Here is a 16,852-nt window from a genome sequence, read left to right as displayed (position 1 = left end):
TGCCGCTTCGTCGCCATGCTGATCCTGTCTTCCATACGACAAGCCAAACAGACCAACCCGGTTTCGCGCTCACTCCAGGTGAGGCACCACTACCCATTTCGCGCTCAAAAAACGTGAGGCACGTCGCTGCCGCCACGAAGTGACGGAAAAGTGATATAATTCACAATAACTGAAGATTTGGCGGTGCCCCCGGGTGACATGGTCTCCCCGGGGGCATCTGCCGTTTATGGGGCAACACGCGAGGGCGCGTCGTTGTCCGGCGGAACCGTAATATAGATATTCGTGTGTGCCAACGGCATGCCTTATGTAACAGGTGTGCGCGCTGGGATATCCCTCAAGTCTGTGAACGCACGCAGCAATGCGACGCGGGAGACGGGAGGGCCATCGGGCCGGTGGGCTGGGCTAAACTTTTCCGATTCGTCGGGCATGCTGCGAACAGACATGCCTCGGCAGGTTCAGGGGAGTGGGGCTGCAGTGCGGCGGCCGCACGAATGCAAGAGAAACCACTGAATCGGAGAATTCAAGTTGCCTACTATTGAACAGCTCGTCCGTAAGGGACGTCAGGCAAAGCCGAAGAAGTCCAAGACTTTGGCTCTGAAGGGAAGCCCGCTGCGCCGCGGCGTGTGCACCCGTGTCTACACCACCACCCCGAAGAAGCCGAACTCGGCTCTGCGTAAGGTCGCCCGTGTCCGCCTGTCCTCCGGCGTCGAAGTCACCGCCTACATCCCGGGCGAGGGCCACAACCTGCAGGAGCACTCCATCGTGCTCGTGCGCGGCGGCCGTGTGAAGGATCTGCCGGGTGTGCGTTACCACATCGTGCGTGGTGCGCTGGATACCCAGGGCGTCAAGGACCGTAAGCAGGGTCGTTCCCTGTATGGAGCAAAGAAGGCGAAGTAAGAGATATGTCACGTAAGGGACCTTCCAAGAAGCACGTCGTGCTGCCCGATCCGATCTACGGTTCCACCGTGGTGGCGCAGCTCATCAACAAGATTCTGCTTGACGGCAAGAAGTCGATCGCCGAGGACATCGTGTACTCCGCTCTCGACATCGTCAAGGAGAAGTCCGACCAGGAGCCGGTGGCCGTCCTCAAGCGCGCCCTGGACAACATCCGTCCGTCCCTCGAGGTGCGTTCCCGCCGCGTCGGTGGCGCCACCTACCAGGTGCCGGTCGAGGTCAAGCCGAACCGCGCCAACACCCTGTCTCTGCGCTGGCTGACCGACTTCTCCCGCGCCCGTCGTGAGAAGACCATGGCCGAGCGTCTGGCCAACGAGATCCTGGACGCCTCCAACGGCCTCGGCGCTTCTGTCAAGCGTCGCGAGGATACTCATAAGATGGCAGAGGCTAACAAGGCCTTCGCTCACTACCGCTGGTAATCCAGAAAGAAATAAGGAAAAACGATGGCTGAAGAGATTTCGGACCTCCACGACGTCCGCAATATCGGCATCATGGCTCACATCGATGCCGGTAAGACCACCACTACCGAGCGAATTCTGTTCTACACCGGCAAGAGCTACAAGATCGGTGAGGTCCACGATGGCGCCGCCACCATGGACTTCATGGCTCAGGAGCAGGAGCGCGGTATCACCATCCAGTCCGCCGCCACCACCTGCTTCTGGAACCGCCAGACGCACGACACCAAGGACAAGTTCCAGATCAACATCATCGACACCCCCGGCCACGTGGACTTCACGGCCGAGGTGGAGCGCTCCCTGCGCGTGCTCGATGGCGCCGTTGCCGTGTTCGACGGCAAGGAAGGCGTGGAGCCGCAGTCCGAGACCGTGTGGCGTCAGGCCGACAAGTACGGCGTGCCGCGTATCTGCTTCGTCAACAAGATGGATAAGCTCGGCGCGAACTTCTACTACTCCGTCGACACCATCAAGGAGAAGCTGGGCGCCACCCCGATCGTCATGCAGCTGCCGATCGGCGCCGAGAACGACTTCGCCGGCGTGGTCGACCTGGTCGAGATGAAGGCCTACGTCTGGAACGGCACCGAGGGCCTCGGCGCCAAGTACGACACCACCGACATCCCGGCCGACCTGCAGGACAAGGCCGAGGAGTACCACGAGAAGCTCGTGGAAGCCGCCGCCGAAGCCAACGACGACCTGATGAACAAGTTCTTCGAGGACGGCGACCTGTCCAAGGAAGACATCCGCGCCGGCGTGCGTCAGCTGACCATCGCCAAGGAAGCCTTCCCAGTCTTCTGCGGTTCCGCCTTCAAGGACAAGGGTGTGCAGCCGATGCTGGACGCCGTCGTCGATTACCTGCCGTCCCCGGAGGACGTGCCGGCCATCAAGGGCTACAAGCCCGGCGACGAGTCCGTCGAGATCGACCGTCACCCGTCCAAGTCCGATCCGTTCTCGGCCCTGGTCTTCAAGATCTCCACCCACCCGTTCTACGGCAAGCTCGTGTTCGTGCGCGTCTACTCCGGCTCCGTCAAGCCGGGCGACAACGTGCTCGACTCCACGCGCGAGAAGAAGGAACGTATCGGCAAGATCTTCCAGATGCACGCCGATAAGGAGAACCCGATGGATGTGGCCGATGCCGGCAACATCTACACCTTCGTGGGCCTGAAGAACGTCACCACCGGTGACACCCTGTGCTCCATCGAGGATCCGATCACCCTCGACTCCATGACCTTCCCGGATCCGGTGATCCAGGTGGCCGTCGAGCCGAAGACCAAGGCCGACCAGGAGAAGATGGGCATCGCCCTCGCCAAGCTGGCCGAAGAGGATCCGACCTTCCAGGTCACCACGGACGAGGAGTCCGGCCAGACCCTGATCGCCGGCATGGGCGAGCTCCAGCTCGACATCATCGTCGACCGTATGCGTCGCGAGTTCAAGGTGGAGTGCAACCAGGGCAAGCCGCAGGTCGCCTACCGCGAGACCATCCGCAAGGCCGTCATGGACCAGGGCTACACCCACAAGAAGCAGACCGGTGGTTCCGGCCAGTTCGCAAAGGTCCTGATGAACTTCGAGCCGCTCGACACCACCGAGGGCAAGACCTTCGAGTTCGAGAACGCCGTCACCGGCGGCCACATCTCCCAGGAGTTCATCCCGTCCATCGAGGCCGGCGTCAAGGAAGCCATGGAATCCGGTATTCTCGCCGGCTTCCCGGTCGTGGGCGTCAAGGCCACCGTCACCGATGGCCAGATGCACCCGGTCGATTCCTCCGAAATGGCCTTCAAGCTCGCGGGCTCCATGTGCTTCAAGGAAGCCGCACCGAAGGCCAAGCCGGTCATCCTCGAGCCGATCATGAAGGTCGAGGTCCGTACTCCGGAGGAGTACATGGGCGAGGTCATCGGCGATCTGAACCAGCGTCGTGGCAACATCCAGTCCATGACCGACGCCATCGGCGTCAAGGTCATCGACGCCAAGGTCCCGCTGTCCGAGATGTTCGGCTACATCGGCGACCTGCGTTCCAAGACCCAGGGCCGCGCCATGTTCACCATGGAGATGGACTCCTACGACGAGGTGCCGAAGAGCGTCTCCGAGGAGATCATCAAGGCCCAGCGCGGCGAGTGACACGCGCTGCCCGTTGAAGTGGCCAGTGTCTCCAGTCAGCGGTAAAATCGTGTACCGCTGACTGGGTTCTGGCTCTTCAATGTGGCACATAACCCAGAAACCCAGTAGAATAAGCGAGTCCCCATGCGACCAGCATGGATACACTCACGAGACGTCCAGGAGGACAAAGAGTAATGGCAAAGGAAAAGTACGAGCGTACTAAGCCGCACGTTAACATTGGTACCATCGGCCACGTCGATCACGGTAAGACTACCCTGACTGCCGCCATCTCCAAGGTGCTGCACGAGGAGTTCCCGGATGTCAACCCGGAGTACGACTTCAACCAGATCGATTCCGCTCCGGAAGAGGCCGCCCGCGGTATCACCATCAACATCGCCCACATCGAGTACCAGACCGCTAAGCGTCACTACGCTCACGTCGACTGCCCGGGCCACGCCGACTTCGTGAAGAACATGATCACCGGTGCTGCCCAGATGGATGGCGCCATCCTCGTTGTGGCCGCCACCGACGGCCCGATGGCCCAGACCCGTGAGCACGTGCTGCTCGCCCGTCAGGTGGGCGTCCCGAAGATCCTGGTCGCCCTGAACAAGTGCGATATGGTCGAGGACGAGGAGCTCATCGAGCTCGTTGAGGAAGAGGTCCGTGACCTCCTCGACGAGAACGGCTTCGATCGTGACTGCCCGATCATCCGCGTGTCCGCTTACGGCGCCCTGCACGACGACGCTCCGGACCACGAGAAGTGGGTTGAGCAGATCAAGAAGCTCATGGATGCCGTCGACGACTACATCCCGACCCCGGTGCACGACCTGGACAAGCCGTTCCTGATGCCGATCGAGGACGTCTTCACCATCTCCGGCCGTGGTACCGTGGTGACCGGCCGTGTGGAGCGTGGCCAGCTGGCCGTCAACTCCCCGGTCGAGATCGTCGGTATTCGTCCGACCCAGTCCACCACCGTGACCTCCATCGAGACCTTCCACAAGACGATGGACGCCTGCGAGGCTGGCGACAACACCGGTCTGCTGCTCCGCGGCATCAACCGTACCGACGTCGAGCGTGGCCAGGTTCTGGCCAAGCCGGGCTCCGTCACCCCGCACACCAAGTTCGAGGGTGAGGTCTACGTGCTGACCAAGGATGAGGGTGGCCGTCACTCGCCGTTCTTCTCCAACTACCGTCCGCAGTTCTACTTCCGCACCACCGACGTCACCGGCGTCATCGAGCTGCCGGAAGGCGTCGAGATGGTTCAGCCGGGCGACCACGCTACCTTCACCGTTGAGCTGATTCAGCCCATCGCCATGGAGGAGGGCCTGACCTTCGCTGTGCGTGAGGGTGGCCACACCGTGGGCTCCGGTCGAGTCACCAAGATCCTCGCCTGATTTTCATCAGACAAGATCTAGTGCGCTTGAACTAGCGTCTTAGGAATCCCCTTCGGGTTCGTCCCGGAGGGGATTTCTTGTATACGAACGATTGCCGGAAGGTAAGAGGCCTGAGTGGTAGACCTATAACGGTATGGCCTGCGCGGGAAGCACACGTTCGCATTCCATAAGCGCAAGGCATGGCCCGACATTGCTGCGGGCTATTGGATTTCGTTATCGAGCGGTTGTTCAATAGAGGAAAGCCGCAACAACAAGGAGCGATGATTATGAGCGAAACCATGAAGGCCGCTATTTTCGTGGAACCCGGCAAGATGGCCGTGGAGGAGGTGCCGAAGGCACGCCTCGAAAAGGACGATGACGCGGTGGTGCGCGTGGTGCGCGCCTGCGTGTGTGGATCCGATCTGTGGTATTTCCGTGGACTCTCCGGCCACCCCAAGCACAGCCAGATCGGCCATGAGTCCATCGGCGTGGTCGAGGAGGTCGGCCCCGAGGTCACGTCCGTCAAGCCCGGCGACTTCGTGGTGCTGCCTTTCCCGTACAGCTGCGGCAAGTGCCCGGTGTGCAAGGCCGGTTTTGAATCCGTGTGCCCGCACGGCGGCTACTTCGGCGCCAGCCAGGCCGAATACGTGCGCGTGCCCGAGGCCGACGGCACCGTGGTCAAGGTGCCCGGCTCCCCCGAGGACTACGATGACGCCACGCTCGCCTCGCTGTTGACCATCGCCGATGTGATGTCCACCGGCTACCACGCCGCCGTTTCCGCCGAAGTCAAGCCCGGCGACACCGCCGTGGTGATGGGCGATGGTGCCGTGGGCCTGTGCGGCGTGCTCTCCGCGCACATGCTCGGCGCCAAGCGCATCATCGCCATGAGCCGTCACGAGGACCGTGCCGCCCTGGCCCGCGAATTCGGCGCCACGGACATCGTGGCCGAGCGCGACCAGGCCGCCATCGACAAGGTGCTGGAGATGACCGGCGGCTACGGTGCGGACGCCGTGCTCGAATGCGTGGGTTCCAAGCAGTCCTTCGACACCGCCATCGGCCTCATCCGCCGCGGCGGCGTCATCGGCCGTGTGGGTCTGCCGCACGATGTGGAGATCAGCGCTGAAGGTACGTTCTACGGCAACATCGGCATCAAGGGCGGCCCGGCACCGGTGCGCCACTATGACCTGAACGGCCTGCTGGATGCCGTGGTGAATCACGAGATCAACCCCGGTCGTGTGTTCACTGCCGAATACGATCTCGACCACATCCAGGACGCCTACGAAGCTATGGACCAGCGTAAGGTCATCAAGGCCCTGATCCGCTTCTGAGCGCCATGGCACTCAGGCTCCCCTCTCTGAGGGAAGCTATCAGCGAACTCGACCGGATCCGCGCACTGCCCAGCAGGCTGCCCTCTCTGAGGGGAGCTGTCAGCGAGGCTGACTGAGGGGAGCATTCATGCAGTCCGCTTCTCATCCGTGCGGGCACTCATTGCTCAATACCCATTGAAACTGCACCATACTTCTGATACACTTTAAACTGTATTAGAAGTATGGTGCAGTTTACGTAAGTGGTCGATGGCGACCGCGTGGCGTAGCTGCCCATCCGATATAGGAATGGGGTGGTTGCGATGTCAATCATGGTGCCCTATGTAATCGTGGCGATGCTGATCTGGCTGCTCATGCTGGTGCTCACCATCACCGTGCTGGTACTGGTGATCAGGGCTCTGCTGCGGATGAACCGGGAGCCCTCGCTTTCGATGCGGGCTGGTTCGGCCGGCGGAAATCCGCCGTTCTCCGGTGACGGTCCGATATCGGTAGCCCGACATCGCGTGCTGATGGCGCTGCTCGCCGGTGCAATCGTGCTGATTGCGGGTCTTGCTCTGAATGATGCGTTCCCGCAAAGCATGGCCCTCATCGCGGCGCTTACGCCGGGGCTCGCCGCATCGGCTGTCATGGCGGTCATCGCGTTGCCGTTCCCGGAGTCGTCGTCGCGGCAGGAAGGCCGTGGCGGTGTGCGCGTGGCGTCCCTGCGGTCGCGTGAGCCGTGGACCTATGCCCGGCAGTACGTGCTCATGCAGCCGCTACTGGCCGCGGGACTGCTCATCGCCTACCTTGGCTTCACCATCGCCACGGCGAGCCCCGACGATTTCGGCCTGATGCGAAGCATCGCGTTGACCGGTCCGAACGGCGAATCGCAAGGCTCGGCGGGCCCCTATCCGGGTTCCTACTATGCGGTGCCGCTGATCATCGTCACCTGCGTGCTGGCGGCGTTGGCCTGTCTGGCGCTGTGGCGCATCGCCCATGTGCCCAGCTCCCCGGATCCGCAGTATGGTGAGGAGGACAAGGCATGGCGCGTGCTGCTGACGCGGTTCACGGTGTTCCTGTCCGCCGGTTCGATGCTCACCTACGCGGTGGGCGTGCTGGTGGTGGCCGGCACCGCCACCGTGCGCGTCGGTACCAATTATGGTTCGCTGTCGCCGGCCTACGCGGACGACGTGTATCCCACGTTGGGCAACGCGCAGATCATCATGGGTGGTGTGGTGGCCGTGGTCGCTTGCATCTACCTGATTCTGGCGTGTGTCGCAGTCGTACGTCTCTGGACCGGGACGAGCCGGGGGAGCCGACGATGAGCGGCGGGGGAGACGAGCTGCGTCTGGTGATTCGCGAATCGTCGCCGACGCCCGTCTACGAACAGATTCGCGCGCAGATCGAAGGTATGGTGAAGGTCGGTGCCTTGCGTGACGGCGACAAACTGCCTTCGGTGCGTCAGCTCGCCGGGGATCTGCGCATCGCCCCCGGCACCGTGGCCAAGGCATACGCCGAGCTCGCCGAAAGCGGGGTCATCGAAACCGCGCCCGGTCGTGCCGCACGCATCCGGCATGTGACCACGATTCCCGAGCCGTTGCTCCAGGCCGCGCAGGACTATGCCGGACAGGCTCGCCGGCTCGGGGCATCCTTCGAGGATGCGCTGAGCGCCCTGCGCGCCCAGTGGAGCTGACCGGCGGGATAACGACGGCCGTACAATGGCCGCATGACTACGGATGGAATCACGATGGCTGCCGGGAAACGGCCCGAAGCGATCGAAGTGCGCGGCGCCCGCGTGCATAATCTCAAGAATATCGACGTCGATGTGCCGCTGGGAGAGCTCGTGGGCGTCGCCGGTGTCTCGGGCTCCGGCAAAAGCTCACTGGCACTGGGCGTGCTGTATGCGGAGGGCTCGCGACGGTATCTGGAAGCGCTCTCCACATACACGCGCCGGCGCCTGACCCAGGCGTCCCGCGCACAGGTCGACGAAGTGTTGCACGTGCCGGCCGCGCTCGCCTTGCACCAGCGGCCCGCGGTGCCCGGCATCCGCTCCACATTCGGCACGATGACCGAACTGCTCAACAGTCTGAGACTGCTGTTCTCCCGCTGCGCCTCGCACGTGTGCCCCTACTGCAGCGCACGGCAGCAACCCACGATGAACGTGGCCGCCGAACTGCCCACCGTGTGCGCGCACTGCGGCAAGGAATTCCATGCTCCGGGCGCGGAATCGCTGGCCTTCAACTCCGGCGGCGCCTGCCCCACCTGTTCCGGCACCGGCATCGTGCGCGAGGTGAACCGCGCGGCCCTCGTGCCGGACGAATCGAAAAGCATCGACGACGGCGCGGTGCTGCCATGGGGTTCCCTGATGTGGGACCTCATGAAGCAGGTGTGCGGCGCGATGGGCGTGCGTACCAACGTGCCGTTCCGCGAGCTCACGCCCGAAGAGCGTGACATCGTATTCAACGGCCCCGCCGTCAAGAAACACATCCTCTACCGGCCGAAGAAGGGCGACGACTTCGCAGAACTCGACTTCACCTACTACAACGCCGTCTACACCGTCGAGAACGCGCTCGCCAAGGCCAAGGACGAGCAGGGATTGAAGCGTGTGGCACGCTTCCTGGAGGAGAAGCCCTGCCCGGACTGCGGCGGCACCAGGCTGAGCAAGGCCGCCAGAGCTCCCGAAATAGAGGGACTGAATCTGGCTGGAGCCACCGCCATGACACTGGACGACGCGGTGGCGTGGGTGCGCGGCGTGCCCGCTTCGCTCCCGCCCGAGATGCGGTCGATGGCCACGAACATCTGCGAATCGTTCCTCGACGTGGCCCGCCGTCTGCTGGAACTTGGCCTGGGATACCTTTCGCTCGACCGTGCCGGGGCAACCCTGTCCACCGGCGAACGCCAACGTGTGCAATTGGCTCGCGCCGTGCGTAACCGCACCACCGGCGTGCTGTACGTGCTGGATGAGCCGTCCATCGGCCTGCATCCCTCGAACGTGGACGGACTGCTCGGCGTGATGTGCGATCTTGTGGCGGACGGCAACTCCGTGATGGTGGTCGACCATGACGTGCGCGTGCTCAAGGCTGTCGACCACCTCATCGAAATGGGGCCGGTGGCGGGTGCCGAGGGCGGCCATGTGATAGCGCAGGGCACAGTGGCGGACGTGGAACATGACGTCGGCAGCCGCATTGCGCCGTTCCTCATGGAGGATGGGCAGCGGCGCGTGCGGGCGCGCGTCGCTGCGGCATTGGTAGGCGGTGCCGTCGCAGCCGACAACGTTGCCATGGCTGGTGGCACCGCGACTTGCGGCACCGGTCAGGGTAGTGATACAGCCGCAGCCTGCGATGCCGGCCAAGCCGGTGGTGCCGCCGCGGCCACGTTACCGGACAGTTCTGGTATGTTCGCGCTTGGCCGGATCCATCTGGAAACCGGCCCGTTGCACACGGTCAAGCCGCTCTCCGTGGACATTCCGCGCGGCCGGCTGGTGGCGGTCACCGGTGTGTCCGGATCCGGCAAGACCACGCTGGTGCTGGAAACGCTGATTCCGGCGCTCAAGGCCGCGGCGGCCGGAGATCCGTTGCCTGCGCACGTTCGCAAACTCGAGGCTGGCGGCATTACCCGAGCCAACCTCATCGACGCCACGCCGATCGGTGCTAACGTCCGCTCCACCGTGGCCACCTATGCCGATATCCACGACGAATTGCGCCGCGCGTTCGCCCGTACGGACGAGGCCAAGGCGGCTGGGTACAAAGCCGGCGACTTCTCCTACAACACCGGTCGCCTGCGTTGCCCCACCTGCGACGGCACCGGGTCCATCTCACTGGACGTGCAGTTCCTGCCGGACGTGACCATCGCCTGCCCCGACTGCCGAGGTTCCCGGTATGCGCCCGAAGCCGGAACGATTCACCGGGCCGTCAAGATCGGCAAGAGTCACAAGACGAACGGTGCCGGCAGCAAGAACGTTGTCGTCAACGGGAGCGGGCCCACCATCGGTGGGGTCCTGCGGGACGATGCCGCGCATGGTGAGTCCGCCGGCGAACGTTCGCTGACGTTGCCGCAACTCATGGCGATGAGCGTGGACGAGGCCCTGGCCGTGACCGGCGACATGCGGAAAGTCCACGCCAGACTGACCACGCTGCACGATCTGGGACTCGGCTATCTGACGCTCGGCGAACCGACGCCCGCCCTCTCCGGTGGCGAGGCGCAGCGTCTCAAACTCGCCAGCGAGATGGGCAAGGCCCAGTCGGACGCCGTATTCGTGTTCGACGAGCCGACCATCGGCCTGCATCCGCTCGACGTGCGCGTGCTGCTCGGCGTTTTCGACCGGCTCGTGGCGAGCGGCGCCACCGTGGCCGTCATCGAGCATGATCTGGACGTCATCGCCAACGCCGACTGGATCATCGACCTCGGTCCGGGCGGCGGCGAGGCGGGCGGACGAATCGTGGCCGAAGGCACGCCCGAACAGATCGCCGCCAACCCGCAGAGCATCACCGGCCAATACCTGCGCATCCTTTGACGGAAAGCGCCGCGCCCTCGTAAGACGGGCAATGCGGGGGCGCGGACGCGGCGGGGGAGTAGGATAACCGGCGTGGCTCAGGTTCTAGGTATCAAACGCGCGACAGCGGACGCAAAATACCGTCAAATGACCGAACAACCGGTCCGTCCGCTGATTCTGAGGCTTTGCCTGCCGGCCGTCATCTCCAATCTGGTGACCACCGCGTACAACCTCACGGACACGTTCTTCATCGGCCAGCTCGGCACCTCGCAATCCGGCGCCATCGGCATCGCCTTTTCCATCATGACGATCCTGCAGGCGATCGGTTTCTTCTGCGGCAACGGCGCGGGCAATTCGATGAGCCGCGAACTCGGCAAACGCAACAACGAACGCGCCGCACGACTGCTGGCGCTCGGCTTCGCGGGCGCGGTGCTGTTCGGACTGCTGGTCACCATCATCTGCCTGAGCACGCTGCGCTCGCTGGTGGTGGCGCTCGGTTCGACCGCCACCATCGCGCCGTACGCCGTGCAATACCTGACGCCGATCCTCGTGGCCGCGCCCTGCGTGTGCGGCTCGTTCGCGTTGAACGGGCTTCTCAGATACCAGGGCCAATCCGCGTTCGGCATGATCGGTCTGGTCTCAGGCGCGCTGCTCAACTTCCTGCTGGCACCATTGTTCATTTTCGTGCTGCATCTGGGCATCTTCGGTGCGGGATTGGCCACCGGCATCTGCCAGGCCGTGAGCTTCATCATCCTGACCGTCATGAGCGCCAAGTTCGGCGTGCTCAAGCTCTCGCTGCGCAACTGCAAGCCGGATCCGTTGCTGTTACGTGAGATCGCGGGCGGGGGCCTGCCCTCCCTGGTGCGCCAGGGTGCCGGCTCCATCGCCACCACTTGCGTGAACATCGCCGCCAACCCGTTCGGCGACGCGGCGATCGCCGGCATGGCCATCGTGATGCGCATCATGCTCGGTGTCAACTCGGTGATCGTGGGCCTCGGCCAGGGCTTCCAGCCGGTGTGCGGATACAATTACGGTGCCGGTAAGTTCGCGCGCGTGCGCGAGGGATTCTGGTTCTGCGTGAAGCTGTCCACGTGCGTGCTGTTGGTGCTGGGAATCACGATTTGGCTGACCGCTCCGCAACTGGTGGAAATCTTCCGATCGGACCCGGCGGTGGTGACGGTGGGCGTGGCCGCGTTGCACTTCCAATGCCTGTCGGTGGCGCTCAACGGCATGAACATGATGGGCAACATGATCAGCCAGACGCTCGGCAAAACAGGCATCGCCTCGTTCCTGGCGGTATGCCGTACGGGCCTGTACCTGGCGCCGGTGGTGCTTGTGCTGCCACATGCCATCGGCATCACCGGCGTGGAGGTGGCGCAGACCGTGTCCGACGTGCTGACGTTCGCCACGACGGTGCCGTTCATGCGGCGTATCCTGCATGAGCTGCGGTAGGGTGGCATGCCTATTCCGTAGCCAGCGGAGTCACTGTTGATGCGATTCCCTCAGTTGGCTTCGCCGGCAGCTACTCTAGCGGGCAAGAGAAGCCGAGGGAATGAGAAAAGGGGAGTAAGTGGGACAGTTCGGTGTGATGGTCGGCCAGTTGGTCGGCTTCTTCATCATGCTCATGGTGGGCTACGGCTGCGTGCGCCTGCGGTTCTACGGCAAGGTGGCGCTGGACGGCATGTGCTCGCTGCTGCTCAACGTGCTCATCCCCGTGCTGGTCTTCTCGAACGCCGTGGACGGCACGGACCGCTCCCATCTGGCGGCCAACTGGGGCGTGATGCTGCTCACCGCCGTGATGTATGGCCTGCTCATCCTCGTGTTCTGGACGCTTGCGCGTCTGCTGCGTCTGCGCGGTTCCAGAAGCCACGTGTTCCAGGCGTCGCTCATCTTCGGCAATGCCGGATTCATCGGCATCCCGCTCATCATGGCGCTGTTCCCGCATGAGGGCGCGATCTACGTGGCACTCATGTCCATCGTCGACCAAGCGTTGCTGTGGACGTACGGCGTGTGGCTGTGCGAGCCGGTCCGCGAGGACAGAGGCGATGGCGGGGGAGCATCGGGAAGCGCGGGTGAGGCTGCGGCTCGTGGCGGAATCGCCGGACAAGACACCAAAAGCAAGGCCGCCGGCAAGCCCACGTTCGGCTCCCGCGTGCTCGGTCTGCTGCGCCGCTTCGTCAACCCCGCCTTCATCGGCGTGATGATCGCGCTGGCGCTGATCCTACTGGGCGTGCGCGTACCGGACATCATCCTGAAGCCACTGCACACCATCGGCAACATGGCCACGCCGATGTCGCTCATCTACCTCGGCGGCCTGTTCGCGCTGACCCGCTGGTGGAACGTGCTGCGTCGCTACGAGTTGTACGTGGGCCTTGTGGCCAAGATGATCGTGTTCCCGCTGGCGTTCTATGCGCTGCTCGTGGCCGTTGTGGGCTTCCTGCCGACCTGGGTGCCGATTACGCACGACATGATACTGGTGATCACGGTGATTGCCGGTCTGCCCACCATGACCACAATCGCGATGTTCACCGGCCGCAAGGACAACATGCCCGAATACGCGGTGGGATTCGTGCTCGTGAGCACGCTGTTCTCCCTGTGCTCGCTGGCCCTGGTCTCCGCAATCGTGTTCTGACAGCGGCAATTGGGTGTGTACGCATGTACCTGTAAGCGGGTAAGGTCGGCCGGTATGGAAGAGAGCAACGTTGACGCGCCGCGCAGGCGCGTGGACCCCGACCGCAAGCAACGCATCATCGAGGCCTGCCTGACGGTGGTCGCCGAACGCGGTGTGGCGGGTACCTCGCATCGTGTGGTGGCGGCTGCGGCGCACGTGCCGCTCGGCTCCATGACCTACTACTTCGATGGCATGCATGACCTGCTCCATCAGGCGTTCGATCGGTTCGCCGACCGGTCCATCGCCGCGTTCTCGGCGCGAATGGATGCGGCTCGCACGCCCGAGGAGGTATGCGAGGCCATAGCCGCCAGCGTCGAACACGACGTGCTCGCCACGGAGCGGGACACGGTCATCACCCTCGAGTTCTATACGCTCGCCGCCCGCGACGCATCATTCCGCGACATCAGCGACCGTTGGATGGGCGCCGTGCAGCAGGAGCTGGGTCGCTTCTTCGACGCGCGGACCGTGGCGCTGCTGGACGCGATGATCGAGGGTCTCACCCTGCACCGGGCGCTCGGCGGCGAGCCCAAGGACGCGAACGACCTACGCGAAGGCATCCGCCGCGTGGCGTTCGGTGAGGTTCGATAGTCGTTACTGGGCGGTGTAGTCGTCGTCGGCTTCCCCGGAATCGTCGAAGGCGGAGTCGCCCATGTATTCGCGGGCGCTGACGCGGTTCACGTTACGCGACTGGTCCACCGCGCGCTGGATGACGCGGCGCACCTCGAACCCGTGAATGACGTTCCTGAGTACCAGCTGCCCGCCGGAGGACTGATCGCGTGTCTCCAGCGTGATGGTGGACAGGCCGAACAGTCGCTGCAGCAGCGTGCGCGTGACCGTCAGGTCGACCACGCGGAACAGCTTCGTCACGTCGTAGGTCTCGCGCAGAATGCCGGATTTGACCGCGATCTCGTCGTTGGTCAAGGTGTAGGTGGTGAACGTGAACGGGGTGCGGCACCAGTTGCGCTTGCGCTGCGCCCACAGGATATCGCCGTCGGCCATGCTGTTGGACATCGTGGTTCCTTTCGTCAAAGGCCTTGTCGCTCTTCCATCGTAGACGATGACGGGATGCGTGGTTTGTGAACATCGCGGCGTTGTAAGCTAGGCAATACGAAATACGAAGTGGTGCTCGGCCATAGGAACCGGGCATAGGAGGTTTTCGCCATGGAAGGCGATGCGGTTACGATTCGTGATGTGGCGAAGCTGGCCGGGGTGGCGGTGTCGACCGCGTCACGTGCATTGGGCAACGGGTCGGCTTCCGCGAAGACCAGGCTGAAGGTGCAGCAGGCGGCGGAGGCCTTGCATTTCGTGCCCAATCAGGCGGCGAAGCAGCTGACTTCGGGCAAATCGAACATCGTGGCCATCGTGGTGCCCGAGGAGCCGGATTTCGTGTTCCATGATGCGTTTATTTCAGGTGTTGTGTCCCAACTGGCGACCTCGTTCGCCTCGGCCCGTTTGCTGCCGTTCTTGGTCCTGACGAAGCCGCATGATGCCCAAGGTTTCCTGAAGCTGTTGAACGGTTCCGGAGCCGCGGGCGTGGCAATCGCCAGTTTCCATTACACGAAGCCGTTCGCCGATGCAGTGAAGGAGTTCGGCAAGCCGGTGGTGTTCATCGGCCGTCCGCATGTTTCGATGCAGTACCCGTATGTGGACGTCGACAGCTATCAGGGGGGCTATGCCGCCGGTGAGCTGTTCGCGAAGCGAGGCCGCAAACGCATCGCGATAGTGGCGGGTCCGAACGATATGCTCACACCACAGTTGCGCACGGAGGGCATCGTCGATGCCGCGCGGCAGTTTGATTGTGAGATTATTGGAACCGTTTCCGGTGATTATTCAATGGAACATGGCGAGGTAGGGATGCGTGAGATCCTGGAAAAGCATCCCGAAGTGAACGCGGTGTTTGCGCATTCCGACGATATCGCGGCAGGTGTGTACCGGACATTGCATGCCGCCGGCAAACGCATTCCCGAAGATGTGGCGGTCATCGGATTTGATAATTTCCAGACTGCCGATGTGTTGACTCCAAGATTGACCACATTCGCTCAACCGTTGCCAGCCATGGCGGAAGCGGCAACGGAGATGCTGGTGGAACGTCTGGAGACGGGAGAATGGAAGCGGCGCGCCGTGCTGTTCCCTGCACGTCTCGTGGAACGGGAGAGCGTCTGAACCGTGCCTGAAAGCCGGATGTATCGAACCGGTTTGTTCGGTTTTGTTTGATGTGAACGCGCACAACTTACGCGACACGCACAACATGCCGTGATGTTGCTTAATTACCGATTGGTATGGTAAATTCTTCATCAGTTTTTGGAAACGGTTCCAAAAACTAGGGTGACGCGAAGAAGCGTCATGAGGAGAGGATGCAGTGATGCATCCATGGAAAAGGAGAACAACATGATAAAGAAGTCGGCAAAGAGCATCGTCGCGGCGGCCCTGGCCATGACGACGATGGTCAGCCTCGCCGCATGCGGCGGATCCAACTCCGGCAGCGAAGGCGCGAAGACCTCCGACGGCAAGACCATCATCAAGATTCAGACCTTCAACAACTTCGGCTACGGCAAGGCCACCAACGAGCGCCCGGGCGCCGATCTGTGGAGCCAGTACGAGAAGGAGAACCCGAACGTCAAGATCGAGGAGACCGTCGCCTCCGGCTCCGACGAAGCCCGCTCCGCGTTCAACACCGCCATCTCCTCCGGTGCCGATGCGTACGACATCTACGCCGCCGACATCGCCTGGATGCCGTCAATCCTCGCCATGCCCGATTCGTTCATGGACCTCAGCGATTACGTCAAGGGCAACGACTGGCTCGATTGGAAGACCGAGGGCGGCAAGACCTCCGATGGAAAGCTGATCGGCGCCGGCAACGACATCGGCCCGACCGCCCTGTGCTACCGTTCCGACCTGTTCGCCAAGGCCGGCCTGCCGACCGACCGCGACGAGGTCGCCAAGATGCTCGGCGGCGACGACGCCACCTGGGACAAGTACTTCGAGGTCGGCAAGCAGTACACCGAGAAGACCGGTCTGCCGTGGTACGACGCCATGGGCGGCATCTGGGGCACCATGAAGACCCAGGTCAAGGAAGCCTACGTCAAGCAGGATGGCACCGTGGTCGCCACCGGTGACACCGTCAAGAAGATGTACGACCAGCTGACCGCCACCACGGACATGTCCGCCCACCTCAACCAGTGGTCCGACGACTGGAACGCCCAGTTCAAGTCCGACACCGGCTTCGCCACCATCATGTGCCCGGCCTGGCTGGTCAACAACATCAAGGGCAACTCCGGCTCCGACTTCAAGGGCTGGGACGTCGCGGACGTGACCCCCGGCGGCGGTTCCAACCAGGGTGGTTCCTGGCTCGTGGTTCCGGAGACCTCCAAGGTGAAGGAAGAGGGGGGCTGCGGACGTTTTCTTGGAGACCGAACGGAAAGATTTTCGTATGTTCAGTCTTGAGGAACGAGAGCGTGCGGTGGAGTTGTATTTCACCACGCCGATGACGACGGCCCAGGTGGTGGAGCATC

General features: G+C 63.1%; 14 protein-coding genes. 13 read left to right on the top strand and 1 reads right to left on the bottom strand.

Features of this window, described 5'->3' with window-relative positions:
* Window positions 1-525 precede the first annotated feature (525 nt).
* The 11 genes from rpsL (at window position 526) to JS536_RS11315 (ending at window position 13,928) form a co-directional block, all read left to right on the top strand.
* Window positions 526-897, top strand: a complete 372-nt coding sequence (rpsL, locus tag JS536_RS11370) for a 30S ribosomal protein S12 (protein ID WP_003808601.1) — start codon at window positions 526-528, stop codon at window positions 895-897.
* A 5-nt stretch (window positions 898-902) separates the two neighbouring features.
* Window positions 903-1,373 (top strand): 30S ribosomal protein S7, encoded by a 471-nt coding sequence (gene rpsG, locus JS536_RS11365; RefSeq protein ID WP_094667337.1) that lies wholly within the window; start codon window positions 903-905, stop codon window positions 1,371-1,373.
* Window positions 1,374-1,397: 24 nt separating this feature from the next.
* Window positions 1,398-3,521: an elongation factor G gene (gene fusA / locus JS536_RS11360; RefSeq protein WP_214357007.1), complete on the top strand. Its 2,124-nt coding sequence runs from the start codon at window positions 1,398-1,400 to the stop codon at window positions 3,519-3,521.
* Between the two features lie 173 nt (window positions 3,522-3,694).
* Window positions 3,695-4,894 carry an elongation factor Tu gene (gene tuf, locus JS536_RS11355; RefSeq protein ID WP_109057245.1) on the top strand — a complete coding sequence of 400 codons (1,200 nt, stop codon included), beginning with the start codon at window positions 3,695-3,697 and terminating at the stop codon, window positions 4,892-4,894.
* Between the two features lie 266 nt (window positions 4,895-5,160).
* The gene (locus JS536_RS11350) at window positions 5,161-6,201 is read left to right on the top strand and encodes a zinc-dependent alcohol dehydrogenase family protein (RefSeq protein ID WP_214357006.1); all 1,041 of its coding nucleotides are present in this window, start codon (window positions 5,161-5,163) and stop codon (window positions 6,199-6,201) included.
* A gap of 299 nt (window positions 6,202-6,500) precedes the next feature.
* Window positions 6,501-7,502: a hypothetical protein gene (locus tag JS536_RS11345; protein WP_214357005.1), complete on the top strand. Its 1,002-nt coding sequence runs from the start codon at window positions 6,501-6,503 to the stop codon at window positions 7,500-7,502.
* Entirely contained in the window at window positions 7,499-7,870 is a 372-nt protein-coding gene (locus JS536_RS11340) for a GntR family transcriptional regulator (RefSeq protein ID WP_214357004.1), read from the top strand. Before JS536_RS11345 ends, JS536_RS11340 begins: the two co-directional genes overlap by 4 nt.
* 54 nt (window positions 7,871-7,924) lie before the next feature.
* A complete protein-coding gene (locus JS536_RS11920) occupies window positions 7,925-10,690 on the top strand; it encodes an excinuclease ABC subunit UvrA (protein ID WP_240544380.1) in 2,766 nt (921 codons plus the stop codon).
* 72 nt (window positions 10,691-10,762) lie between these two features.
* Entirely contained in the window at window positions 10,763-12,121 is a 1,359-nt protein-coding gene (locus tag JS536_RS11325) for an MATE family efflux transporter (protein ID WP_214357003.1), read from the top strand.
* Window positions 12,122-12,239: 118 nt separating this feature from the next.
* Entirely contained in the window at window positions 12,240-13,301 is a 1,062-nt protein-coding gene (locus JS536_RS11320; protein WP_214357002.1) for an AEC family transporter, read from the top strand.
* A gap of 54 nt (window positions 13,302-13,355) precedes the next feature.
* Window positions 13,356-13,928 (top strand): TetR family transcriptional regulator, encoded by a 573-nt coding sequence (locus tag JS536_RS11315; RefSeq protein WP_214357001.1) that lies wholly within the window; start codon window positions 13,356-13,358, stop codon window positions 13,926-13,928.
* Window positions 13,929-13,931: 3 nt separating this feature from the next.
* Here the strand turns inward: JS536_RS11315 and JS536_RS11310 are convergent, their stop codons facing one another.
* Window positions 13,932-14,351 carry a PH domain-containing protein gene (locus tag JS536_RS11310; protein ID WP_214357000.1) on the bottom strand — a complete coding sequence of 140 codons (420 nt, stop codon included), beginning with the start codon at window positions 14,349-14,351 and terminating at the stop codon, window positions 13,932-13,934.
* A 150-nt stretch (window positions 14,352-14,501) separates the two neighbouring features.
* Here JS536_RS11310 and JS536_RS11305 point away from each other — a divergent pair, with 150 nt between their 5' ends.
* Together JS536_RS11305 and JS536_RS11300 are read left to right on the top strand one after the other, a co-directional pair.
* Complete coding sequence (locus tag JS536_RS11305; protein WP_214356999.1) at window positions 14,502-15,503, top strand: LacI family DNA-binding transcriptional regulator; 1,002 nt, start codon at window positions 14,502-14,504, stop codon at window positions 15,501-15,503.
* Window positions 15,504-15,728: 225 nt separating this feature from the next.
* On the top strand, window positions 15,729-16,784 hold the full coding sequence (locus JS536_RS11300) for an ABC transporter substrate-binding protein (RefSeq protein ID WP_240544379.1): 1,056 nt from the start codon (window positions 15,729-15,731) through the stop codon (window positions 16,782-16,784).
* Window positions 16,785-16,852: the final 68 nt, after the last annotated feature.

Source organism: Bifidobacterium sp. SO4 (assembly GCF_018555355.1).
Classification (GTDB): Bacteria; Actinomycetota; Actinomycetes; order Actinomycetales; family Bifidobacteriaceae; genus Bifidobacterium; species Bifidobacterium miconisargentati.
The sequence above is the reverse complement of the archived record's forward strand: the minus strand, read 5'-3'. Positions and strand labels throughout refer to the sequence as shown.

Coding starts and splice junctions, on each gene's coding strand:
- rpsG (WP_094667337.1), top strand. CDS start 903: ATGTCACGTAAGGGACCTTCCAAGAAGCACGTCGTGCTGCCCGATCCG.
- fusA (WP_214357007.1), top strand. CDS start 1,398: ATGGCTGAAGAGATTTCGGACCTCCACGACGTCCGCAATATCGGCATC.
- tuf (WP_109057245.1), top strand. CDS start 3,695: ATGGCAAAGGAAAAGTACGAGCGTACTAAGCCGCACGTTAACATTGGT.
- JS536_RS11350 (WP_214357006.1), top strand. CDS start 5,161: ATGAGCGAAACCATGAAGGCCGCTATTTTCGTGGAACCCGGCAAGATG.
- JS536_RS11345 (WP_214357005.1), top strand. CDS start 6,501: ATGTCAATCATGGTGCCCTATGTAATCGTGGCGATGCTGATCTGGCTG.
- JS536_RS11340 (WP_214357004.1), top strand. CDS start 7,499: ATGAGCGGCGGGGGAGACGAGCTGCGTCTGGTGATTCGCGAATCGTCG.
- JS536_RS11920 (WP_240544380.1), top strand. CDS start 7,925: ATGGCTGCCGGGAAACGGCCCGAAGCGATCGAAGTGCGCGGCGCCCGC.
- JS536_RS11315 (WP_214357001.1), top strand. CDS start 13,356: ATGGAAGAGAGCAACGTTGACGCGCCGCGCAGGCGCGTGGACCCCGAC.
- JS536_RS11310 (WP_214357000.1), bottom strand. CDS start 14,351: ATGTCCAACAGCATGGCCGACGGCGATATCCTGTGGGCGCAGCGCAAG.
- JS536_RS11305 (WP_214356999.1), top strand. CDS start 14,502: ATGGAAGGCGATGCGGTTACGATTCGTGATGTGGCGAAGCTGGCCGGG.
- JS536_RS11300 (WP_240544379.1), top strand. CDS start 15,729: ATGATAAAGAAGTCGGCAAAGAGCATCGTCGCGGCGGCCCTGGCCATG.